Here is a 22,796-nt window from a genome sequence, read left to right as displayed (position 1 = left end):
ACCGGCTTGGAGGCCAGCGCGCCGATGTTGCCCAGGCCCAGCACCGCGGTGCCGTTGGTGATCACGCCCACCAGGTTGCCGCGGGCGGTGTAGCGGAACACATTGGCGGGGTCCGCCACGATTTCCTCACAGGCCGCCGCCACGCCGGGCGAGTACGCCAGGGCCAGATCGCGCTGGTTCGTCAGCTGCTTGGTCGGCGTGACCGAGATTTTGCCGGGGCGCCCGTGCTCGTGGTATTCAAGGGCGGCTTTGCGAAGGTTGGCATCCATATGGGCGGCTACTGGCTAGAGTGTGTGACACGGAAAGAGGGAGGAATTCTATTCCCATGACGGGCGTCGCGATACATCCGCGACGTTCCCCTTTCTTTGAGGACGAGCGCCGAAATCTTACAGCAAGCTGAAAAGTATCAAATTTCCCGGGCCTGAAATAAGGGAAAACGTCCATCGGGATCGAACAGCGCCTTGACCCGCGCATCCAGCCGGAAGGTGGCCAGCCCCGGCGTCTCGGGCTCTGGCCCCTCCTCTGTCCAGGCCGGCGCGTCCGTCAGCATGACGCTCTGCACCCAGGCCAGCGTGCCGCCATGCCCCAGCAGCAGGTGCGCCAGGTTGACGCCGGCCGGGACCTCGGGTTTCAGCGCATCCAGCCGGTAGCGGCCCAGCCAGTGGTAGCCGTCCCGGGTGGCGAAGGCGTCGCCGCCCGAGGCAAGCTGGAACAGCGCCGGCACCAGGCGCTGCACCGTGGCCGAGCGCAGGGGCTGGACATCGGACTCGCCGAACGGGCCCAGCGTCTCCTCGACGCCGTCGGCCAGCATGACGTCCGCCGCCAGCAACCCCGATGCGGCGCACCTGCCGGCGGGCCAGAGGGCCGGCGCCGCCAGCCATTGGGCCAGGGTCATGTCGCCCGGCAGCCCCGCGAACTGGCGCAGTCCCGCCTGGGCCAGCGCCGCCAGCGGCACGCCGGGCTGGGCGCGCCAGCGCGGCGCGTCGCCGCCCAGCCGCGCCAGGCCAGCCAGCAGCGAGGGATCAACCCGCAGGCGCGGCCCCGCCGCCGGGGCGTAGGGTCCCGCCGCGCCTTCCAGCTCAAGCACGACGCGGTATTCCGCGCACAGCGCGCGCGCATGCGCCGCGTCCGCGTCGCGGGCCGGGGTGAGGACGGCGCAGGCGCCGCCCGCGCCGCCCTCGCCCAGGTCGCGCACCTGCCCTTGGCAAACCAATGCCAGGCGTTGCACAAAGGCCGCCCAGGGTGTCTGGGCAGGCCGACGGCCGAGGAGGAAGGCGCGCCGGGAGGGCTGCATGACTACAATTCCTTTTTCGCTAGAAGACGCTTTCGAGAATCCAATGCCCCGCCTTGCCACTCGCACCCATGATTTTCTGACTTTCCAGGTAATGGAACTCTTCAAGCAGGCGCAAGCGCTGCAGGCGGCGGGCAAGGACATTATCAGCCTGGGCATCGGCGAACCGGACTTTACCGCGCCCCCCCAGGTCGTGGAAGCGCTGGAGCGCGCCGCGCACGCCGGCCTCAGCGGCTACAGCCCGGGCGCCGGCCTGATGCCGCTGCGCGCCGCCATCGCCCAGTTCTATCACGACCAGTTCGGCGCGACGATCGATCCGTCCCGCGTGATCGTCACGTCGGGCACCTCCGGCGCCCTGACGCTGGCCTGCGCGGCGCTGGTGAACCCGGGCGGCGAAGTGCTGATGCCCGACCCGTCCTACCCGGCCAACAGCAATTTCGTGCTGGCCGCGGGCGGCGTGCCCCGCCTGATTCCCAGCTCGGCCGAAAAGCGCTTCCAGCTTTCCGCCCAGGACGTGGCCCAGCACTGGACGCCCGCCACGCAAGGCGTGCTGGTGGCCTCGCCCAGCAACCCCACCGGCACCTCCATCGACCATGGCGAGCTGGCCGACCTGCTGGCGCAGGTGCGCGCGCGCGACGGCTTCGCCATCGTCGACGAGATCTACCTGGGCCTGTCCTACGACGGCCAGCCGCGCTCGGCGCTGACGCTGGACGACGACATCATCGTCATCAACAGCTTCTCGAAGTACTTCCACATGACCGGCTGGCGCCTGGGCTGGATGATCGTGCCCCAGGACATGGTCGCGCCGGTGGAGAAAATCGCGTCCAGCCTGGCGATCTGCGCGCCCACGCTGGCCCAGCACGCCGCGCTGGCCTGCTTCTCGCCCGCCGCGCTCAAAACCTTTGAACATCGCCGCGAAGCCTTCAAGCAGCGCCGCGACTACCTGCTGCCGGAATTCGAGCGGCTGGGCATCCAGGTGCCGGTCAAGCCGGACGGCGCGTTCTACATCTACGCCGACATCAGCAGCCTGGGCATGGACAGCGCCACGTTCTCGCAGCGCCTGCTGCTGGAAGCCGGCGTGGCGGCCGTCCCCGGACTGGACTTCGGCCCGGCCCACGGCGGGCACACCATGCGCTTTTCCTACGCCACGGGGCTGGACCGCCTGGAAGAGGCCGTCGCCCGCATCGGCCAGTTGCTGCAGCGCTGACGCCCCAGCGACCAAGGCGCGCCCAGGGGCGCGCCTTGTCGTGCAACTCGGGGAATCAGTCGCGGGCCAGGGCGATGCCCGAGGCCAGCGCCAGGCGCCGGCGTTCGGCCTGCACCTTCGCCCCGTAGCCGTTGTCGTCTGGCCCGGTGGAGCCCACGTAGCAAGCCAGGCCGCCATCCACGGAACCGCGGCGGTTGATGCAGTCGCGCAGGATCGTGGCGCCGACGCCGATGTTGGCGGACGGGTCCAGCGGATTCTTGCCGACCGCATCGAACTTGTCCTGGTGCACGCTGGTCATGACCTGCATCAGGCCCTGCGCGCCCACATGGCTTTCCGCCAGCGGGTTGTAGCGGGACTCGATGGCGATCACGGCCAGGACCAGCAAGGGGTCCAGCTGCTTTTCGCGGCTCACCTTGTACACGGTGTTCAAGAGCGGGCCGGTCGCGTCATAGGCGACCTTGTACTTGCGCGATATATAGTTGCGCAATGCTTCGGCCTGCGGGCCTGTCGCCACCGTGGCGGGCTTTTTTGGCGCCGGAGGCGCAACGCGGGCTGGCCCCAGCATGCCGGTGGCATTGCTGACGGGGGCGGTGGGAACGGCCATGGCAATTGCCGACGCAGTGTCGGAACCCAGTTCGGAGCCGGCATCGGAATCGGCGCCGGCTTGCATGGATGAAGGCGCTAGGGCGGTCAACAAGGCTTTGTGCACTTGCAATGCCTGGTCGCGCAAACCAGGCAGGGCGAATCCCATGCTTACCGTCACAATGACCGCAATGCCCAGATAAACGGAGCAAATGCGCAGGGATTCGGCAAGATATTGGTGCACTCCTTGGGCCATGTTCCTGAACAGGCTGGCCACTGACGCATCGGGCATAAAACCTCCTGCGTAAAAAAGAGGGAGTCAATGTTAACCTCTCTTTCTATCTAAAATGTAACCAAATCGCTGGGATCTGTAGTGAAATACCGCGACCTTAGAGACTTCCTCGCCCAACTTGAACGGATGGGCGACCTTAAACGCATCGCCGCGCCGGTCTCCACACGGCTGGAAATGACCGAAATTTCCGACCGCGTGCTGCGCGCCGAGGGCCCGGCCCTGCTGTTTGAAAATGCCCGCCACGACGGCCAGGCCGCGCAGATGCCGGTGCTGACCAATCTGTTCGGCACGCCCTCCCGCGTGGCCCGCGGCATGGGCGCCGACAACGTCAGCGCCTTGCGCGACATCGGCGAGCTGCTGGCCTCGCTGCGCGAACCCGAAGCGCCCAAGGGCCTGCGCGATGCGCTGGCCAAGGTGTCCATGCTGAAGGCCGCGCTGTGGGACATGAGCCCCAAGAACGTGAAGAGCCCCGCCTGCCAGGAGATCGTCTGGGAAGGCAAGGACGTGGACCTGACCCGCCTGCCGATCCAGACGTGCTGGCCCGGCGACGTGGCGCCGCTCCTGACCTGGGGCCTGGTCATCACGCGCGGCCCCAACGCAAAGCGCCAGAACCTGGGCATCTACCGCCAGCAGCTGCTGGGCCCCAACAAGCTGATCATGCGCTGGCTGTCGCATCGCGGCGGCGCACTCGATTTCCGCGACCACGCGATCGCCCACCCCGGCACGCCCTTCCCCATCGCCGTGGCGCTGGGCGCCGACCCGGCCACCACGCTGGGCGCGGTCACCCCCGTGCCCGACAGCCTGTCCGAATACCAGTTCGCCGGCCTGCTGCGCGGCTCGCGGACCGAAGTCGCGCAGGCGCTGGGCAGCGACCTGTCCGTACCGGCCTGGGCCGAGATCGTGCTGGAAGGCCATCTGCTGCCGTCCTCCGATCCGCGCGCCGTCAAGCCCGCCGTGCCCGAAGGCGTCAACCCGCCGCCGAATTCCGACTACGAAATGGCGCTGGAAGGCCCCTACGGCGACCACACCGGCTACTACAACGAGCAGGACTGGTTCCCCGTCTTCACGGTGGAGCGGATCACGATGCGGCGCAATCCCATCTACCACTCCACCTACACCGGCAAGCCGCCCGACGAACCGGCCGTGCTGGGCGTGGCGCTCAACGAGGTCTTCGTGCCCCTGCTGCGTCGCCAGCTCCCGGAGATCGTGGACTTCTACCTGCCGCCCGAAGGGTGCAGCTACCGCCTGGCCGTGGTGTCGATCCGCAAGCAGTACGCGGGGCACGCCAAGCGGGTCATGTTCGGCCTGTGGAGCATCCTGCGCCAGTTCATGTACACCAAGTTCATCGTGGTGGTGGACGAAGACATCAACCCGCGCGACTGGAAGGAAGTGGTGTGGGCGATGACCACCCGCATGGACCCGGTGCGCGACACGCTGCTGGTGGAGAACACCCCCATCGACTACCTGGACTTCGCCTCGCCGGTGTCGGGCCTGGGCGGCAAGATGGGCATGGACGCCACCAACAAATGGCCCGGCGAAACCCACCGCGAATGGGGCACCCCCATCACGATGGACGCCGACGTCAAGAAGCGCGTGGACGACCTGTGGGGCCAGTTGGGCCTGTAAGCCCGCGGCCCGCGGCGCGCATGAAAAACCCCGCCACGAAGGCGGGGTTTATTCGTTTGGGAACCCGGAGAACGCGCCGCTAGCGCGCATCCGTGTCCCGGTCGTGGCGCATGCCTTGCCAGGTCTTGAACAGTTGCCAGCCGACAAAGGCGCCGCCGGCGATCTTCAAGAGCTTGGACCGCTTGCCGCCGCGCATGAACAGGGCGGACAGGGATGAACTGACGATGGGATAGCGCCGCGCCAGCGTAATCGCCTGCAAAGCCCAGCGGGACGCGCCGCCCGAAGCCAGCCCGGGCAGCATGCCCCGGATCAGCGAGGCCGGCTCCAGCTTGCGTCCGGCGGACACGATGCTTTGCGCCAGCGATTCGCGCTCGATGGCGGCGCGGGCGCGCAGCAGCTCGATGCGCACGGCGCGGTCGACGGTGGGAGACCTTTTTTTCATGGTTCAGATCTCCTCGCGGCGACGGGCCTTCGCGTCGTCATCGCTTTGCGCGTCGCGGACACGCTCCAGCAGTTCCGCGTCGCGGCCCAGCTCTTCCAGCGTGGCCGAGAACGGCGCCGCGCCGTAGACCAGTCCATGGCGCACCACCAGCAACAGCACCACCCCGACAATGCCATAGAAAGCCGCCAGGAGGCCCAGGGCCAGGTAGCGGTCTTCAGTGGGCCAGAACGCCACGGCGATGGAGATGGTGGCCACCAGCACGGCCAGCGTCAGGAACAGCAACGCGGCAAACGCCATGCCCAGCAGCTTGAGCAGGCGCGCCTTTTCATCCGCCGCCTCCAGAGCCAGCAGCTCCAGACGCGTGCGCAACAGCCCGACCAGGCTGGACGCGACACCGAATACAGATTTTCGTAGACCCATGGCGGAAAGGACGCCGGGCGGACGGCGCGGACTAACGCCTGCGCCGCCCGCCCGGACGCCCTGCCTTATCAGCGGCGGCTGATCAGCAAGCCGAGCAGCAGGCCGGTCACGCCTGCGACACCGATGGCTTGCCAGGGATTGTCATGCACGTAATCGTCCGTCGCGCGGGCAGCCTTGCGGCCACGCTCAAGCACTGCGTCTTGCGCTTCGTACAGGGCTTCGCGGGTGCGCTTGAGCGAGGTCAGCGCGCGGTCGCGCAGTTCGTTCGCCTTGTCGCCGGTGCTGCTGGCGGCTTCGCGCAGCAGGCTTTCGGCGTCATTCAGGCTGGTCTTGACACTGTCGATGAGTTTTTCTTTTGCGACTTCTTCGGATTTTCTCGTGGCCATTTTTTGAGCTCCTGTTGTGTGTCTATGACGAAACCATCATACCAGCCGCCATGCGGGGAACATGGCGTGCTTGCTACCGTGTGCTACTTGATCTGCGTAATCTCAACCGCTGACTTGACGCCGCCCTGGTCGATATCCTGCTTCATCACCAGATTGACCGCCGGGCAATACCAATCGGTCACCGTCGTGTTCATGCCGGGGATGGGAATGGTCAGGCCCTGGAAGGTGGCCATGGTGGGATCGGAGTTGCGCGTGTAGGTGATCGGGTGGCAGGACTGCTTGCCCAGGGCGGTATCCACCGGGGTCTTCTTTCCCACGGTTTTCTCGCCGATGCGCACCGTCGTGCTGGGCTGGCCGCCCACGGGCGCTTCCTTGCCGATCTTCAGGCGGAACGACGAGCCCGGCAGCCGCTGGCCGGCGTCGAGCTTGCCGTCGTAGGCAAAGAGACCCAGCATGCGCAGGTCGAACTGGCCTTCGGAAGGCTGCGGCGCCTCGCCCGCGCTGGCGTAGCGCAGGAAGGTGGCCTGGCCGCCCTTGACCGTCATCAGGTAATCGAGCTTGGATTTGCCGGGCGGCAGGCCCGCGTAGCTGAACCGGGCCACGCCCTGCACGCGTGCGCGGCAGTTGTCGCCATTGCTTTTTGTAACCTCGGCAAAAGTCAGGTCGGCACCCAGCGCCAGGTTGCCCGAACCGGTCAGTTGGACCGCGCCGCCGTCATGCATGAATTGCGCGTCGCACACGCCGGCTTGCGCCGTCGCGGCGGCGCCCAGCGCGCCCGCGGCAAAAACCAGGGATGCCATTTTTCGCATCGTCACAAGCCACTCCAGAAATCAGAAAAACGCCGTCCGCACTTGGGGGGACGGTCGGCTTGATACTACACCGGTTGCCATGCCTGGCGTATGTCGGAACGTGTCGGGCGCGGCCCGCCCCCAGCCCCGCCGACGCCCGCTATGCAGGCGCCGCGACGGCCGGCGCGCGAGCTATCAGGGACTGTATCTCCGGCACGCATGAGCCGCAACCGGTCCCGCATCCCAGCGTGGCCTTCAGCGCCGCCAGGTCGCAGCCTTTGCCGATGCCGCCCTGGATCGCCGCCTCGCTGACGCCATTGCAGACGCAGACGATGCGCGAGCGGACCGGCCCGGCGACGCGCCCCATCAGCAGGGCGGCAACGCTGGCGGGCGCATCGCCGCCCGCGGCCCACGCCAGCAGCGCATCCTGCGCCCGCAGGTCGCCGGCCAGGAGGAAGGCCCGCAACGCCCCCTGCCCGGCCGCGACCCTGCGCATGAAGCCGCGCGAGGGATCGTCGAACGCCACGTCGGAGCGGCACAGGCCCAGCGCATCCGCCAACTCGTCCAGCAGCGCGGCGTCCGGCGCGGCGCGGGCCGCCAGCCGCAGCCGCACGCCGCCCGCCCCGACCGGCAGCACCACGGCGTAGTCGAAGCGGCGCAGCCAGGGCGCCAGTTGCGCGCGCAGCGCCGCGCCGTCGCCTTGCAGCCACCCCGCCGCCTGCCACGCCAGGCCGGCGGGTTCGGCGGACACGGCGCTGAACTTCAGTTCCGGCTGGCGCGAGACCGGATCGCAGGCCGGGCTGGTCAGCGCATTCACGCCCAGGCCCGCCATGTAGGCGCTGCCCCAGTGCATCGGCACAAAGGCATGGCCGGGCTGCACCGCATCGTCCGCCCGGGCGGGCAGCACCACGCTGCCCCGCCGCGAGCGCAGCCGCGCCAGCGCGCCGGGGTCGAGCTTGAGCCGGCGCATGTCGTCGGGATGCAGCGACACCCTGGGTTCCTCGACATGCTGCGTCAGCGCGCGGGCGAGCGAGGTGCGCGCCATCGTGTGCCAGTGGTCGCGCAGGCGGCCGGTAGTGAGCTGCAGGGGAAACTCGCCGGACACGGTTTCGGCGGTGGGGCGCCACGCCACGTCGCGAAAACGCGCGCGGCCGCTGGCGGTGGGGTAGACGCCGTCGGCATACAGCCGCGCCGTCCCCTGGCCCTGGCGGTAGGGCCATTGCTGCGGCCCCCGCAGGCGCAGGGTCTCGTAGTCCAGCGCGCTGTAGTCCAGGTCCCGCCCGGCCGTCATGCGGGCGTGCTCGGCGTAGACCTCGCTTTCATCGCGATGGGCGAACAGCGCCGCCTTCTCCGGCGCGATGCGGCCGGCCAGGCGACGGGCGACCGCCTGCGCCAGCCGCCAATCGGGCTTTGCATCGCCGGGCGGCGCGATCGCCGCATGAACCCGGCTGACGCGCCGTTCGGAATTGGTCACGGTGCCGGACTTCTCGGGCCACGTCGCCGCGGGCAGCACGAGGTCGGCATAGGCCAGGGTCTCGGTGCCGGCAAACGCCTCCTGCACGATGACAAACTCGGCGCGCTCCAGCGCCGCGCGCACGCGCGCCTGATCGGGCAGCGACTGCGCGGGGTTGGTCGCCGCGATCCACAGCACCTTGATGCGCCCCTCCAGCACCGCGTCGAACATGTCCAGGGCGGTCGCGCCGGGCATGTCGGGCAGGCGCTCGACGCCCCACAGTCCGGCCACCTCGGCCCGGTCCGCCGCCGATGCAGGGTCGCGATGGCCCGGCAGCAAGGTGGCCATGCCGCCCGCCTCGCGGCCGCCCATGGCGTTGGGCTGGCCCGTCAGCGAGAGCGGCCCGGCGCCCGGCCGGCCTATCTGCCCCGTCGCCAGGTGCAGGTGAATCAGCGCGGCGTTCTTGTCGGTGCCGCTGGCCGACTGGTTCAAACCCATCGTGTAGAGCGACAGCGCCGCGCCGGCCTGGCCAAACCAGCGGGCCGCCTGAATGATGTCCCGCGCCGGCACCCCGCAGATCTGCTGCGCCATCTCGGGCGTGCAGGCCTCTACCCGCGCCCGCAGCGCGTCGAAGCCCTCGGTGTGCCGCTGGATGTAGCCGTGGTCGACCAGCCCTTCGCGCACCATGACGTTCAGCATGGCGTTGAACAGGGCCACGTCGCTGCCCGGCGCGAGCGGCAGGTGCAGGTCCGCGAAGGCGGCGGTGTCCGTGCGCCGGGGGTCCGCCACAATCACCTTCATGCCGGGGCGGCGCGCCCGCGCCGCCTCCAGCCGCCGGAACAGCACGGGGTGCGCGTAGGCCATGTTGGACCCGGCGATCAGCACCGTGTCCGCCAGTTCCAGGTCCTCATAGCAGGCCGGCGGCGCATCGGCGCCCAGGGTGAGCTTGTAGCCCGACACGGCGCTCGACATGCACAGCCGGGAATTGGTGTCGATGTTGTTGGTGCCCGCCAGCGCCCTCGCCAGCTTGTTGAAGACGGCGTAGTCCTCCGTCAGCAGCTGGCCGGACAGATAAAAGCCCACGGCGTCGGGGCCGTGGCGGGCGATCGTGGCGGCCAGCGTGTCCGCCGCGATGTCCAGCGCCTGCTCCAGCCCGATGTCCCGCAGGGGCAGCCCGCGCGCCTCGCGCCATTGCGCCGACAGCACGCGCGCGCCGTCGCTCCGCACCGTGGCGGCCAGGGCCAGGCCCTTGCTGCACAATTTGCCGTGGTTGGCCGGGTGACGCTCGTCGCCGCGCACGCCCAGCACCGCGCCGTCGCGCACCTGCACGCGCACGCCGCAGCCCGTGCCGCAATAGCAGCACACCGAGGCCACTTCCGTGACGCCCGCGGCGTCGTTCCGGATGTCGATCCGGCGAGTCAAAGGCATGTCCATCCCTATTCGCCCGCCACGCTTTCGCCGAACATGAGCCGGTCGCGCAGGGCTTCGATGCCCACGCCTTCGCGGATCAGCCGGACATACCAGGCGCCGTCCGCGGTGTCGCCGTACAGGCAGGCGCCCACCAGCCTGTCGCCCCGGATCACCAGTTTCTTGTAGACGCCGCCCGGCGTGTCGGCCAGCGTGATCGTTTCGGTTTGCGCGCCGCCCACGAAGTCGCCGGCGGAGAACAGGTCGATGCCGGTGACCTTCAGCTTGGTCGACGTGACGCTGCCTTCGTAGCGGCCGATGCCGTGCAGCGCCAGATGGTTGGCCGCCACCTTCGCCTGTTCAAACAAAGGCGCGACCAGGCCGTAGGCGGTGCCGCGATGGCTGACGCATTCGCCGACCGCATAGATGCGCGGGTCGTAGGTCTGCAAGGTGTCGCTGACCACCACGCCCCGGTCCACGTGCAGGCCGCAGCTTTGGGCCAGCTCCGTGTTGGGCCGCACACCCACCGCCATCACGACCAGGTCCGCCGGGATCTCGCTTCCGTCCGCGAAGCGCAGCGCGCGCACGCGCCCGTCGTCCCCGCCCAGGATCGCCTCGGTCTGGCGCTTGAGCAGGAACTTCAGGCCGCGCGCCTCCAGGCTCTGGCGCAGCAGGGCGGCGGCCTCGCCGTCCAGCTGCCTGTCCAGCAGCGCCGCCCCCAGATGCACGACCGACACGTCCATGCCGCGCGCCGCCAGGCCGTTGGCGGCCTCCAGCCCCAGCAGGCCGCCGCCGATCACCACCGCGTGCCGGTAGCGCGACGACGCGTCTATCATCAGATTCACGTCGCGGATGTCGCGAAAGGCGATGACCCCGTCCAGCTCATGGCCCGGCACCGGCAGGATGAACGGATTGGACCCGGTGGCCAGCAGCAGCCGGTCGTACGGCGTCTGCGTCCCGTCGTCGGCCAACACCGTGCGCCTCGCCCGGTTGATGCCGACCACCTTGCGGTTGAGCTGCAGCCGGATGCCGTGGCGGGCGTACCAGTCCTCGTCGTTGAGCACGATGTCCTGCAAGGTCTGCTCGCCGGTCAGCACGGGCGACAGCAGGATGCGGTTGTAATTGGTGTAGGGCTCGGCGCCGAACACCGTGATGTCGTAGAGGTCCGGCGCCAGCTTCAGCAGCTCTTCCACCGTGCGGATGCCCGCCATGCCGTTGCCGACCACCACCAGCTTCTGCTTCGCGTCCATGGCGGTCCCCTATGCGGCGGCGCGCGAGGCGCCCGCCTCCTCCAGCGGGGCGGGGTCCGCGGCCAGGGCAGCATTGGCCTGCGCCACGGCCTGCGAGCGCTCCGGGTTGCCGTGGCGGCGGTGCAGGAAGTCCACGACCGAGGCGCGGCAGGCCAGATAGGCCGCGTCGTTGGCCAGCCGCACGCGGTCGCGCGGCCGGGACAAGGGCACCGGCAGGATCTCGCCGATGGTCGCCGCCGGGCCGTTGGTCAGCATCACGATGCGGTCGGACAGCAGCACGGCCTCGTCCACGTCGTGCGTGACCATGATGGTGGTCGTGCGCGTCTTGGCCACGATCTTCAGCAGCTCATCCTGCAGATGCGCGCGGGTCAGCGCGTCCAGCGCGCCAAAGGGCTCGTCCATCAGCAGCACGCCCGGCTCTATCGCCAGCGCGCGCGCAATGCCCACGCGCTGCTTCATGCCGCCGGAGATTTCCCGGGGCAGCTTGTTCTGCGCCGGCAAGAGCCCCACCAGATCCAGCGCGGCGCGCGTGCGCTCGGCAAGCTGCTCGCGCTTTTCCCTGGCCCCGAACACGCGCTCCACCGCCAGGTGCACGTTCTGGAAACAGTTCAGCCACGGCAGCAGCGAATGGTTCTGGAACACCACCGCCCGGTCCGGGCCGGGGCCGGCGATCTCGCGCTCCGCGCACAGCAGCACGCCGGAAGTCGGACGGGTCAGGCCGGCGATCAGGTTCAGCAGGGTCGACTTGCCGCAGCCGGAATGGCCGATCAGCGTGATGAACTCGCCCTGCTCCACGGTCAGGTCGATGTCGCGCAGCGCCACGAAGGCGCCCTTGCGGGTGTTGAACGTCTGTCCCACGCGTTCGATGCGTACGAATTTCTTCATGGCGCTATTCCTCGGTGTAGGTGAAGCGGCGGGCCAGCGCGACCAGCAGGGTTTCCAGCAGCAGCCCCACGATGCCGATCACGAAGATGGCGATGACGATGTGCTCCACCTTCAGGTTGTTCCACTCGTCCCACAGCCAGAATCCGATGCCCGTGCCGCCGGTCAGCATTTCCGCCGCCACGATCACCAGCCATGCGGTGCCGATGGACAGCCGCACTCCGGTCAGCATGTAGGGCAGCACGGCGGGCAGCAGCACCTTCGTCGTGATCTTCCACTCCGACAGGTTCAGCACGCGCGCCACGTTCAGGTAGTCCTGCGGCACGCGCGACACCCCCACCGCCGTGTTGATGATCATGGGCCAGATCGAACAGATGAAAATGGCCCAGATCGCGGCGGGATTGGCCGCCTTGAACAGCAGCAGCCCCAGCGGCAGCCAGGCCAGCGGGGAGACCGGCCGCAGCAGGCTCACGATGGGCGAGAACATGGCGCGCACCGCCGCGTAGCGGCCGATCGCGAAGCCCACGGGAATGCCGACCAGCGCCGCCAGGCCGAAGCCGACCGCCACGCGCTCCAGCGAAGCCAGCAGGTTCCAGCCTATGCCCTTGTCGTTCGGGCCGTTGTCATAGAACGGATCCGAAAACAGGTCCACGGCCGCGCTCCAGGTGACGCCGGGCGTGGGGATTTCCGGTATCCGCATCGCCACCACCTGCCAGACCAGCACAAACAGCGCGAACCCAGCCGCCGGCCCCACCACCGCCTTCAGCGCGGATTCCAGGCGTTCCCGCCACAGCGCGGCGAACTCGTCGCTTCGGCGCATACTCGTTACGGTAGACATTGCGAGTCCCCTTTTCGTATCGGCGCTCAGGCCTTGACCTTGAAACCGTCGGCATAGGCCGCGGGATTGCTGCCGTCCCAAACCACGCCGTCGATGAGCTTGGAGGCGCGCATCTCGCTGGCGGGCAGCGCCACGCCGGCGGCCTGCGCCGCCTGCTTGTAGACGTCGATGCGGTTGATCTGCCTGGCCATCGCCAGGTAGTCGGGATGTTCCTTCAAGAGCCCCCAGCGCTTGTGCTGCGTCAGGAACCACATGCCGTCGCTCAGGTACGGGAAGTTGGCGGCGCCGTCGGCATAGAAGCGCATGGCGTGCTCGTCCGTCCACTTCTTGCCCAGGCCGTCGTCGTAGTGGCCGAGCATGCGGTCCACGATGCCGCTGGCATCCGTATTGACGTAGGACTTGGCGGCAATGGTTTCCGCAGTCTTGCGGCGGTTTTCGGGAGAAGCGTCGATCCACTTGCCGGCTTCGAGAATCGCGGCGGTGACGGCGCGCGCCGTGTTCGGATTGCGCGCCACGAAGTCGGCGCTGGTGCCCAGCACCTTTTCGGGGTGATCCGCCCAGATGCCCTGCGTGGTGACGGTGGTGAAGCCGATCTTGTCCAGGATGGCGCGCGCGCCCCAGGGCTCGCCCACGCAATAGCCGTCCATGTTGCCCACGCGCATGTTCGCCACCATCTGCGGCGGCGGCACCGTGATGACCTTGGCGTCCTTCATGGGGTTGATGCCGTAGGCCGCCAGCCAGTAGTACAGCCACATCGCGTGCGTGCCGGTGGGAAAGGTCTGGGCGAAGGTGTATTCGCGCTTGTCCGACCCCATCAGCCTGGCCAGCGATTCGCCGTCGCGCGCGCCCGCCTGCAGCAGCTTGTTCGACAGCGTGATGGCCTGGCCGTTCTGGTTCAGGTTCATCAGCACGGCCATGTCCTTCTTCGGTCCGCCGACGCCCATGTGGACGCCGTAGACCAGGCCGTACAGCACGTGCGCCATGTCCAGCTCGCCATTCATGAGCTTGTCGCGCACCGCGGCCCAGGAGGCCTCCTTGGACGGCGTGATCGTCACGCCGTACTTCTTGTCGATGCCCAGCACCGAGGCCATCACGACCGAGGCGCAGTCGGTCAGCGGGATGAAGCCGATCTTCACCTCGGTCTTTTCCGGCGCATCGGTGCCGGCGGCCCAGGCGCCGGCGCGCACCAGCGGGTCAACCAGGGAAAGCAGGCCGGCGCCGGCCACCGCGCGCGCCGTCCCGCTCAGCCATTTGCGGCGTCCGGCGTTGGCGGTCGTGTCGGCGCCGGCGGCGTCGGTCGAGGGGCTACGGGTCACTGGCGTCATGCACAACTCCTGAAAAAGCCCCCCGCGCTGCGCACGCTTCGCGTGCTTGCTGCCCCCGAGGGGGCATTTTTTCCAGGGGCGGCCCGGCGAAAAAAAACGTCCCGCGCGCCACGGAACCCAATCCGATGGCGCTGCGGAACGTCGTTGTCCCTTGCCGCGTATTGCGGCGCATTGCGTCGGGCGACCGCCGTTGGCCGCCCCGTTTTCACTTAAGCAAGCGCTGTGCCAACTGCGCGGCGGGCCACGCGAATTCCGCCGGAACCCGCGCCGCCGCTGGCTTTGCGGCGCAAGCCGCCATGGATGCGGCGGGTCATGGACGCCCCCTAAAACAGGGCGCGAACCAAGATGGTGCGCAGCCGGTTGCGGCAGCGCACCATTCCTGTGCGGGCCGCGCCCCGCCGCCGTGCGCGGGCTCGCCGCAGCGCGCTGCCGCAACGATGGCACGGAACTTGCATCAGTAAAAACATCTGGGGGGTCCCATGCTGAAGGTCATGCTGCTGAACGATGGCGAAGGACGCGCGGCGTCGCTGCGGCAAACGCTTGCCGCGGCGGGCGTGCATGTCGTCGCGGAAGTGGCGCCCGGCATGGACCTGGCCGCCAGCATCGCCCGCGCCGCCCCGGACGTGGTGCTGATCGACAGCGACGCGCCCGGGCGCGACACCCTGGAGAACGTCTGCGTGGCCAGCGAGCACAGCGACCGCCCGGTCGTGATGTTCACCGACAACGGCAACCGCGAAACCATACGCACGGCCCTGCGCGCGGGCGTGGCCGCCTACGTGGTGGGCGACGTGCCCGCCGCCCGCATCGAGCCGCTGCTGACGGTGGCGATCGAACGCTTCGCCATGGAGAAGTCGCGCCGCGAGGAGCTGCGCGAGGCCCAACTGCGCCTGGCCGACCGCCAATGGGTGGAGAAGGCCAAGGGTATCCTGATGAAGGCGCGTTCCATCCCCGAGGACGAGGCGCACCGGCTGTTGCGCGAGCGCGCCATGCAAAGCCAGAAGCGGCTGGGCGAGGTGGCCCGCGAGGTCGTCGAAATGAGCCAGTGGCTGGGCAGCGCCTAGGCCGGCCCGCCTGCGCCTAATAAGTTATGGCTATATGGAATAAAGAAATCAAAAGTTGTGGGGATGAAAGCCCGTCCCTATGATCGACTCACATTGAGCCGGGTACGCCCGAGGCTGGCATTCATGAAGCTTTTCCCGATTTTTGCCGATCTGAAAGACCGGCTGGTACTGGTGGTGGGCGGCGGCGCGGTCGCCGAACGCAAGACGCTCGCCCTCTTGGAGGCCCACGCCGACGTCGTCGTGGGCGCCCCCGAACTGACGCCCGCCCTGGCTGCCCTGGCGGCCGAAGGCCGCATCCGCCACCTGCCGGGGCGTTTCGACGCCGCCTGGCTGGAAGCCGTGTGGCTGGTCGTGGCCGCCACCGACGACCGCGCGACCAACGCCGCCGTCTCCGAAGCCGCCGAAGCGCGCCGCATCTTCAGCAACGTGGTGGACGACCCGGAACTGTCGTCGTTCCAGGTGCCGTCCATCGTGGACCGGTCCCCGGTCATCGTCGCGATTTCCTCGTCCGGCGTGGCGCCCGTGCTGGCCCGCCGGATCCGCGAACGCATCGAATCGCTGTTCGACCACACGCTGGGCCAGCTGGCCGGCCTGGCCGCCGATTACCGCAAGCGCATCCGCGCCAGCCACCCTGACCTGGGCGCGCGCCGCCGCTTCTACGACTGGCTGCTGGACGGCCCGGTGGCCGGCTTTCTGCGCCAGCAGCAGCCGGCGCAGGCAGAAGCCGCGCTGGCCGCCGCCCTGGCCGCGCCGCTTGCCCCCGCCGCGGGCAGCGTGGTGCTGGTGGGCGCCGGCCCCGGCGACCCCGGCCTGCTCACGCTCAAGGCCTTGCGGGCCCTGAACGAAGCCGACGTGATCCTGTATGACCGGCTGGTCAGCGACGAGGTCATGTCGCTGGCGCGCCGCGATGCCGAACGCGTGGCCGTGGGCAAGCTGCCCGGAGAAAACCATCACGCGACCCAGGCGCGCATCCATGCGCTGCTGGTCGAGCATGCGCGCGCCGGCCGCCGGGTCGTGCGGCTCAAGGGCGGCGACGCCTTCATCTTCGGCCGAGGCGGCGAAGAACTGGAATATCTGCGCGCCCATGGCGTGCGCTATGAAGTGGTGCCCGGCATCACCGCCGCGCTGGCCTGTGCGGCCTATGCCGGCATCCCGCTGACGCACCGCGAACATGCGCAGTCCGTACGGCTGGTCACGGCGCACTGCCGCGAGGACGAGGACAACCTGGACTGGCCCGCGCTCGCCCGTGAAAAACAGACCTTGGCGTTCTATATGGGCGTGGGACAGCTGGACCTGCTGACCGGGCGCCTGCTGCGCCACGGCCGTTCGCCGCAGACGCCGTTCGCGCTGATCGAAAACGGCAGCCGGCCGGAACAGCGCGTGCTCTCGGGCACGCTGGAGCAGCTGCCGCGGCTGGCCCAGGCGCACGCCATCCGCTCCCCCGCCCTGCTGATCGTGGGCGAGGTCGCCGGACTGGCGCCGCAATTGCACTGGTTCGGCCAGCACCTGGACGGCCGGCTGGAGAAGCTGGCCGCGTAGCCGCGCAAGCTACGACGTCTTTTGCGTGGTCCCGAAAATGCGGTCGCCGGCGTCGCCCAGGCCCGGCATGATGTAGCCGTGCTCGTTCAGGCCGTCATCGATGGACGCCGTGTAGATATGCACGTCGGGGTGCTTGGCCAGCACGGCGTCGATGCCGACCGGCGCGGCGACCAGCACCAGCGCGCGGATTTCCTTGCAGCCGGCGCGCTTGAGCAGGTCGATGGCGGCAACCATCGAGCCGCCGGTGGCCAGCATCGGATCCACGATCAGCGCCAGGCGCTGGTCCAGTTCCCCCACCAGGCGTTCCAGGTAGGTGTGCGCTTCCAGCGTCTCTTCGTTGCGGGCCACGCCCACGACGCTGACCTTGGCGCCCGGAATCAGGCTGAGCACGCCGTCCAGCATGCCGATGCCGGCGCGCAGGATGGGCACCACGGTGACTTTCTTGCCGGCGATCTTCTCCACCTGGACCTGGCCGCACCAGCCTTCGACAGTGGCGGGGGCCAGCGGCAGATCCTTGGAGGCCTCATAAGTCAGCAGCGCGCCGACTTCCTGCGACAGTTCACGGAAGCTCTTGGTGCTCAGGTCGGCGCGCCGCATGATCCCGAGCTTATGGCGGATCAGCGGATGGCGGATTTCGTGCACGGGCATGTGCGTAACTCTCCAGAATATTTGTTGGTCAGGCGTTTTCGCCTCAGGCGGAACCGGTACGGCGCGACGCGCGCGCGTCGGCCGTTGGCGAGCCACACATGAGGATCGTAATCGGTTTAGGGGCCCTCGCGTGCGCGGCGTGGGGGGTACGCATTCATTGTTCGGCGAGCCAGGCTATCAAGGCGTCGTCGAAGGCGCGGACGGCGCCGGCCTGGTCGTGGTTGACGATGCTGACCACAACGTAGCGCTTGCCGCTGGCGCCCAGCACGTAACCGGCGATCGAGCGCACGTCGCGCAGCGATCCGGTCTTCAGGTGGGCCATGCCCAGGGTGCCGTTGCCCTTCAGGCGGCGGCGCACGGTGCCGTCCACCCCGGCGATCGCAAAGGACGAGATGTACTCCGGCATCACCGGCGAATTCCAGGCCACGGTGAGCATCGACGCCAGGCTGTCGGCGGATACCCGGGCGTCGCGCGACAGGCCTGCGCCGTTGTCGATGACCAGTTCGGGCATATTCAGGCCCTGCTTGGCCAGCAGCTCCTTGGCCACGGCCTCGCTGCTGGTGACGGTGGACGGCCGGCGGCCGCGCTCGGCGCCCAGCGTCAGGAGCAGGGTCCGCGCCATGACATTGTTGCTGCGCTTGTTGATCTGGCGGATCGCCTCGGCCAGCGTCGGCGAGTCGTGGGAAGCCAGCACCACCGCGTCGGGCGGGACCATGCCGGAGCGGACCTGCCCCTTGAACGTGCCGCCCAGCTCCTTCCAGAGCATGCGGAACACCTCGGTGGCGTAGTCGGGCTGGGAAAGCGCCAGGCGGTACAGGCTGAATTCGCCGCAGGAGCCGGCCACCTTGCCGTTCACGCGGATGGTGACGCCCTGCTGGGTGATGACCGGGTCGGTCGTGACCACAGGCGGCCCCGGGCAGCGGATGTCGCTCCACTCTACATGGCCTTCGATCTTCAGGCCGGGCAGCGGCGGATCGATCAGCGGCACCCATTTGTTGGCGACGGGATCGGGCGTGAACAGGAGGCGCAAGGCGCCAAAGCCCACCATCAGGGCATCCGGGCTGGCGTTGTAGGCCCGGTCCGGCGCGCCGTCGAAGGCGCCGGGGTCCGTAGCCACCTGGCCGAAGATGCTGCGGTCGATCACCAGGTCGTTGATCTGCTTGACCCCGCGCAGCCGCAATTCGCGCAGCAGCGCCCACAGGTCCTGCAGCAGGAATTGCGGATCGCCCCCGGCGCGCAGGTACAGCGGGCCGCTCAGCACGCCCTTGGCGTCGGGCCGGGCGCCCGGCGCAGCCATGAATTCGGTCCGCCAGACGTAGTTGGGGCCCAGCTCGGACAGCGCGGCCCAGGTCGTGACCAGCTTCATCACCGACGCGGGATTGCGCGATTCCTTGGCGTTCAGCGCCGCGAGGCGCGGGCCGCCCACTTCCTGCACCACCAGGGACAGGGCGCTGTCGGGCAGCTTGCTGGCCTTCCAGGCCTTCACCACACTCGGCGGCAGGCCCGGGACCTGCGCAAAGGCGGCGCCCGCGGCCAGGGCCAGCAGTCCGCCGGCCAGCCATTGCTTCAGCCCGCCCACACGCATATTCGCTTGTCCCGTCATCCCACGCCCACCCGGTTGCTCTTCCCGCAAAACCGAGAGCATACAAAACCTGGGACGGTTGCGGGCGGCGCGGACCCGCCCGCCCCGCCGCCCGCCCGCTTTTATTTCTGCAGCCGCCACTTGCCGGACGCGACGGTGGCCATGACCAGGGCGCGTTCGTCCAGGCCGTTGTGGTCGGTGGGGCTCATGTTCACCACGCCGGTCGCCGTGGGCAGGTTCTTGACGTTCTCTAGCGCGTCGCGCAGCGCGGCGCGGAATTCCGGCGTGCCCGGCTTGGCGGTCTTGAGCGCCACGGGGATCGCCTGCTGCAGCAGCAGCCCCACGTCCCAGGTGTAGGCGGCAAAGAGCGATACGCTGCCCGGACCGTTGGCGGCCTCGTATTTCCGGGCGAAGCCCTGCGCCGTGGCCTTGACCGGGTTGTCGTCCGGCAGCAGGTCCGCCACCATCACCGGCCCCACCGGCACCCAGGCGCCTTCGCAGGCCGTGCCGCAAACGCGCAGGAAGTCGTTGTTGGCCACCCCGTGGTTGAAATAGATCTTGCCCTGGAAGCCGCGCTCGCGCAGCGCCCGGGCCGGCATCGCGGCGGGCGTGCCGGAGGCGCCGACCACCACCGCGTCCGGGGCGGCGCCGATGAGTTTCAGGGTCTGGGCCACGGCCGAGGTGTCCGTGGGCGCGAAGCTCTCCCTGCCGACGACCTCGATGCCGTGCTTCCTGGCCGCTTTCTCGATCTCCACCCAGAAGGTCTCGCCCAGGGCGTTGTTAAAGCCGATGAAGGCCAGCTTCTTCACGCCGGCGGCGGCGGCGTGGCGCGCGATGCCCTCGGCCATCAGCGAATCGGAGTGCGGCGTCTTGAACACCCAGCGGCGCTTGTCGTCCACCGGATCGATCAGCCGGGCCGAGGACGCCAGCGTGATCACGGGCGTGGCGCCCGTGGCCACCGTGTCCAGCATGGCCATGGTGTTGGGCGTGGTGGTGGAGCCGACGATCAGGTCCACCTTGTTTTCGGAGATCAGCTTGTGGGAATTGCTGACCGCCCGGGTCGTATCCGACGCGTCGTCCAGCACCACGTACTCGACCTTCACCCCGCCGATCTCGGCGGGAAGCAGGCTGATGGTGTTGCGTTCGGGGATGCCCAGCGACGCCTGGGGGCCGGTCGTGGACAGGGTGGCGCCAATCTTCACCTGGGCCAGCGCGGGCGCGGCGCCCATGGCCAGCAGGCCCGCCAGCGCGGCGGCCATGAGGGAGCAACGGGGGGGCATGCGCAGTCTCCTTGGATATGCGGATATCGTTATGGACAGCGCCGATCCGCTACGGCGTAGAACACGGTTATACGGCGGAAACCGCCGCCCGCGGCAGGAAAAACGGTGGAGCGTGAAACCCCTCGTTCCGCCCCTATTAGCCGTCCCCTTTACAATATCTGGTTGCCCCAAGCCCGCCCGACCGCCTGGCTCGCCTTTTGCGGGGCCCGTTCCCTCTGATCCAGATACCCGCGTGACCCAGTCCTTCACCGTTTCCGATTTCAATTACGACCTGCCGCCCGAGCTCATCGCGCAGACGCCCGCCGCCGAGCGCACGGGCAGCCGCCTGCTGCACCTGGACGGCGCCGGCCAGCTGCACGACCGGCAGTTCGCCGACCTGGCCGCGTTGCTGCGCCCGCACGACCTGCTGGTGTTCAACGACACGCGCGTCATCAAGGCGCGCCTGGCCGGCCACAAGATCACCGGCGGAAAGATCGAGGTGCTGGTCGAGCGCATCACCGAATCCGACCGCGTGCTGGCCCATGTGCGCGCCAGCAAGTCGCCCGGCCCCGGCATGGTGCTGCGCCTGGCCGATGCCTTCGAGGCCACGGTGCTGGGCCGCGAGGGCGAACTATTCGACATCCGCTTTCCCGGCCCCGTGCTGGAACTGCTGGACGCGCACGGCGCCACGCCGCTGCCGCCCTACATCACGCACGCGGCCGACGCCGGCGACGACGACCGCTACCAGACGGTCTACGCCCGCGAGCCCGGCGCGGTGGCGGCCCCCACCGCCGGCCTGCACTTTGACCAGCCCACGCTGGACCGCCTGTCCGAACTGGGCGTGGCGCGCGCCTTCGTCACCCTGCATGTGGGCGCCGGCACCTTCCAGCCCGTGCGCGTGGACAACCTGGCCGACCACATCATGCACGCCGAATGGTTCACGGTGCCCCAGGCCGCCGTGGACGCCATCGCTGCCGCCCGCGCCCAGGGAGGCCGCGTGATCGCCGTGGGCACCACCAGCGTGCGCGCGCTGGAATCCGCCGCCGCCCAGACCGAGGGCCGCGCGGCCCCCGGCCTGCCGCTGGCCGCCGCCCAGGGCGACACCCGCCTGTTCATCACCCCCGGTTACCAATACCGCGTCGTGGACGCCCTGGTCACCAACTTCCACCTGCCCCAGTCGACCCTGCTGATGCTGGTGTCGGCGCTGGCCGGCGTCGAGCCGATCCGCCGCGCCTACGCCCACGCCGTCGCCCAGCGCTACCGCTTCTTCAGCTATGGCGACGCCATGTTTATCGAATCCCCCGCCCCATGACCGGACTGAACTTCGAACTGCTAGCCACCGACGGCGGCGCCCGCCGCGGCCGCATCACGCTGAACCACGGCGTGGTCGAAACCCCCATCTTCATGCCCGTGGGCACCTACGGCAGCGTCAAGGCGATGATGCCGCACGAGCTGAAGGAAATCGGCTCGCAGATCGTGCTGGGCAACACCTTCCACCTGTGGCTGCGCCCGGGCACGGAAATCATGGAAAAGCACGGCGGGCTGCACGGCTTCATGCAGTGGGACAGGCCCATCCTGACGGACTCCGGCGGCTTCCAGGTGTTCAGCCTGCAAGGCATGCGCAAGATCACCGAGGAAGGCGTCAAGTTCGCCTCCCCCATCGACGGCGCGCGCCTGTTCCTGACGCCGGAAGAATCCATGCGCATCCAGCGCTCGCTGAATTCCGACATCGTGATGGTGTTCGACGAGTGCACGCCCTATGAAATCGACGGCCGGCCCGCCACCGCCGAGGAAGCCGCGCGCTCGATGCGCATGTCGCTGCGCTGGGCGCGTCGCTCGCGCGAAGAATTCGACCGCCTGGAAAATCCCAACGCCCTCTTCGGCATCGTCCAGGGCGGCATGTACGAGTCGCTGCGCGACGAATCCCTGGCGGGGCTGCAGGACATCGGCTTCCACGGCTACGCCATCGGCGGCCTGTCGGTCGGCGAGCCCAAGGAAGACATGATGCGCATCCTGGCGCACGTGACGCCCAAGCTGCCGGCCCAGGCTCCGCGCTACCTGATGGGCGTGGGCACGCCGGAAGACCTGGTCGAGGGCGTGAGCCGCGGCGTGGACATGTTCGACTGCGTCATGCCCACCCGCAATGCCCGCAACGGCTGGCTGTTCACCCGTTTCGGCGACGTCAAGATCCGCAACGCCAAGTACCGCGACGACACCCGTCCGCTGGACCCGAGCTGCGGCTGCCACACCTGCGCGAACTTCTCGCGCGCCTACCTGCATCACCTGCAGCGCGCCAATGAAATCACCGGCGCGCGCCTGAATACGCTGCACAACCTGCACTTCTACCTGACTATCATGAAGGAAATGCGCGAAGCCATCGCCGAGGGGCGCTTTGACGCCTGGCGCGCCCAGTTCGCCGCGGACCGCGCCCGCGGGATCGAGTAACGGGCTTTTTTTCCAGTTGGGGGCTTTTTCCGTGGAGATTTGCCCCCATTTGATCGGGCAGGTCGCCGATTTG

19 protein-coding genes and 2 pseudogenes are annotated in these 22,796 nt (G+C 68.8%); 6 read left to right on the top strand and 15 right to left on the bottom strand.

Going from position 1 to position 22,796, the window contains the following annotated elements:
- Both ACFWP0_RS28950 and ACFWP0_RS28945 read right to left on the bottom strand, forming a co-directional pair.
- Positions 1-269: pseudogene (locus tag ACFWP0_RS28950) on the bottom strand (NADP-dependent malic enzyme); the annotation flags it as partial.
- Positions 270-406: 137 nt separating this feature from the next.
- The gene (locus tag ACFWP0_RS28945; protein WP_377848114.1) at positions 407-1,294 is read right to left on the bottom strand and encodes an FAD-binding protein; all 888 of its coding nucleotides are present in this window, start codon (positions 1,292-1,294) and stop codon (positions 407-409) included.
- Between the two features lie 43 nt (positions 1,295-1,337).
- Here ACFWP0_RS28945 and ACFWP0_RS28940 point away from each other — a divergent pair, with 43 nt between their 5' ends.
- The gene (locus tag ACFWP0_RS28940; protein WP_377848112.1) at positions 1,338-2,498 is read left to right on the top strand and encodes a pyridoxal phosphate-dependent aminotransferase; all 1,161 of its coding nucleotides are present in this window, start codon (positions 1,338-1,340) and stop codon (positions 2,496-2,498) included.
- Between the two features lie 55 nt (positions 2,499-2,553).
- On the opposite strand, the gene ACFWP0_RS28935 is transcribed toward ACFWP0_RS28940, so the two are convergent.
- Positions 2,554-3,372, bottom strand: coding sequence for a lytic transglycosylase domain-containing protein (locus ACFWP0_RS28935; RefSeq protein WP_377848110.1), 819 nt, complete (start codon positions 3,370-3,372; stop codon positions 2,554-2,556).
- Between the two features lie 81 nt (positions 3,373-3,453).
- Between ACFWP0_RS28935 and ACFWP0_RS28930 the strand changes: the two genes are divergently transcribed.
- On the top strand, positions 3,454-4,998 hold the full coding sequence (locus ACFWP0_RS28930) for a UbiD family decarboxylase (RefSeq protein ID WP_377848108.1): 1,545 nt from the start codon (positions 3,454-3,456) through the stop codon (positions 4,996-4,998).
- A 79-nt stretch (positions 4,999-5,077) separates the two neighbouring features.
- Here ACFWP0_RS28930 and ACFWP0_RS28925 read toward each other — a convergent pair whose 3' ends face one another.
- From ACFWP0_RS28925 to ACFWP0_RS28885, 9 genes and pseudogenes are all read right to left on the bottom strand, one after another.
- Complete coding sequence (locus ACFWP0_RS28925) at positions 5,078-5,440, bottom strand: hypothetical protein (RefSeq protein WP_377848107.1); 363 nt, start codon at positions 5,438-5,440, stop codon at positions 5,078-5,080.
- 3 nt (positions 5,441-5,443) lie between these two features.
- A complete protein-coding gene (locus ACFWP0_RS28920; RefSeq protein ID WP_377848105.1) occupies positions 5,444-5,860 on the bottom strand; it encodes a phage holin family protein in 417 nt (138 codons plus the stop codon).
- Positions 5,861-5,928: 68 nt separating this feature from the next.
- Positions 5,929-6,246 carry a YqjD family protein gene (locus ACFWP0_RS28915; RefSeq protein WP_377848104.1) on the bottom strand — a complete coding sequence of 106 codons (318 nt, stop codon included), beginning with the start codon at positions 6,244-6,246 and terminating at the stop codon, positions 5,929-5,931.
- 83 nt (positions 6,247-6,329) lie between these two features.
- A complete protein-coding gene (locus tag ACFWP0_RS28910; protein ID WP_377848116.1) occupies positions 6,330-7,055 on the bottom strand; it encodes a hypothetical protein in 726 nt (241 codons plus the stop codon).
- Positions 7,056-7,194: 139 nt separating this feature from the next.
- The gene (locus ACFWP0_RS28905) at positions 7,195-9,921 is read right to left on the bottom strand and encodes a molybdopterin-dependent oxidoreductase (RefSeq protein ID WP_377848102.1); all 2,727 of its coding nucleotides are present in this window, start codon (positions 9,919-9,921) and stop codon (positions 7,195-7,197) included.
- A gap of 5 nt (positions 9,922-9,926) precedes the next feature.
- Positions 9,927-11,144 (bottom strand): annotated as a pseudogene (locus ACFWP0_RS28900) (NAD(P)/FAD-dependent oxidoreductase); the annotation flags it as partial.
- Positions 11,145-11,153: 9 nt separating this feature from the next.
- Complete coding sequence (locus tag ACFWP0_RS28895; protein ID WP_377848101.1) at positions 11,154-12,029, bottom strand: ABC transporter ATP-binding protein; 876 nt, start codon at positions 12,027-12,029, stop codon at positions 11,154-11,156.
- Between the two features lie 4 nt (positions 12,030-12,033).
- Positions 12,034-12,864, bottom strand: a complete 831-nt coding sequence (gene ntrB, locus ACFWP0_RS28890; protein WP_377848099.1) for a nitrate ABC transporter permease — start codon at positions 12,862-12,864, stop codon at positions 12,034-12,036.
- A 26-nt stretch (positions 12,865-12,890) separates the two neighbouring features.
- Positions 12,891-14,189, bottom strand: a complete 1,299-nt coding sequence (locus ACFWP0_RS28885) for a CmpA/NrtA family ABC transporter substrate-binding protein (RefSeq protein ID WP_377848098.1) — start codon at positions 14,187-14,189, stop codon at positions 12,891-12,893.
- Positions 14,190-14,668: 479 nt separating this feature from the next.
- On the opposite strand from ACFWP0_RS28885, the gene ACFWP0_RS28880 reads away from it, so the two are divergent.
- Together ACFWP0_RS28880 and cysG are read left to right on the top strand one after the other, a co-directional pair.
- Positions 14,669-15,250, top strand: coding sequence for an ANTAR domain-containing response regulator (locus ACFWP0_RS28880; protein WP_377848096.1), 582 nt, complete (start codon positions 14,669-14,671; stop codon positions 15,248-15,250).
- A 123-nt stretch (positions 15,251-15,373) separates the two neighbouring features.
- The gene (cysG, locus tag ACFWP0_RS28875) at positions 15,374-16,789 is read left to right on the top strand and encodes a siroheme synthase CysG (RefSeq protein ID WP_377848094.1); all 1,416 of its coding nucleotides are present in this window, start codon (positions 15,374-15,376) and stop codon (positions 16,787-16,789) included.
- A 9-nt stretch (positions 16,790-16,798) separates the two neighbouring features.
- On the opposite strand, the gene upp is transcribed toward cysG, so the two are convergent.
- From upp to ACFWP0_RS28860, 3 genes are all read right to left on the bottom strand, one after another.
- Entirely contained in the window at positions 16,799-17,437 is a 639-nt protein-coding gene (gene upp / locus ACFWP0_RS28870; RefSeq protein WP_377848092.1) for a uracil phosphoribosyltransferase, read from the bottom strand.
- 154 nt (positions 17,438-17,591) lie between these two features.
- Complete coding sequence (gene dacB, locus ACFWP0_RS28865) at positions 17,592-19,040, bottom strand: D-alanyl-D-alanine carboxypeptidase/D-alanyl-D-alanine-endopeptidase (protein WP_377848091.1); 1,449 nt, start codon at positions 19,038-19,040, stop codon at positions 17,592-17,594.
- Positions 19,041-19,141: 101 nt separating this feature from the next.
- Positions 19,142-20,299, bottom strand: coding sequence for an ABC transporter substrate-binding protein (locus ACFWP0_RS28860; protein ID WP_377848089.1), 1,158 nt, complete (start codon positions 20,297-20,299; stop codon positions 19,142-19,144).
- Between the two features lie 232 nt (positions 20,300-20,531).
- Between ACFWP0_RS28860 and queA the strand changes: the two genes are divergently transcribed.
- Together queA and tgt are read left to right on the top strand one after the other, a co-directional pair.
- On the top strand, positions 20,532-21,590 hold the full coding sequence (gene queA, locus ACFWP0_RS28855) for a tRNA preQ1(34) S-adenosylmethionine ribosyltransferase-isomerase QueA (protein WP_377848087.1): 1,059 nt from the start codon (positions 20,532-20,534) through the stop codon (positions 21,588-21,590).
- Positions 21,587-22,723, top strand: a complete 1,137-nt coding sequence (gene tgt / locus ACFWP0_RS28850; protein ID WP_377848085.1) for a tRNA guanosine(34) transglycosylase Tgt — start codon at positions 21,587-21,589, stop codon at positions 22,721-22,723. Before queA ends, tgt begins: the two co-directional genes overlap by 4 nt.
- The last annotated feature ends 73 nt before the right edge of the window (positions 22,724-22,796 follow it).

Source organism: Achromobacter sp. NPDC058515 (assembly GCF_042721735.1).
GTDB lineage: Bacteria > Pseudomonadota > Gammaproteobacteria > Burkholderiales > Burkholderiaceae_B > Achromobacter.
Note: the sequence above shows the minus strand (reverse complement) of the source record. Positions and strands in the feature narration are given on the sequence as shown.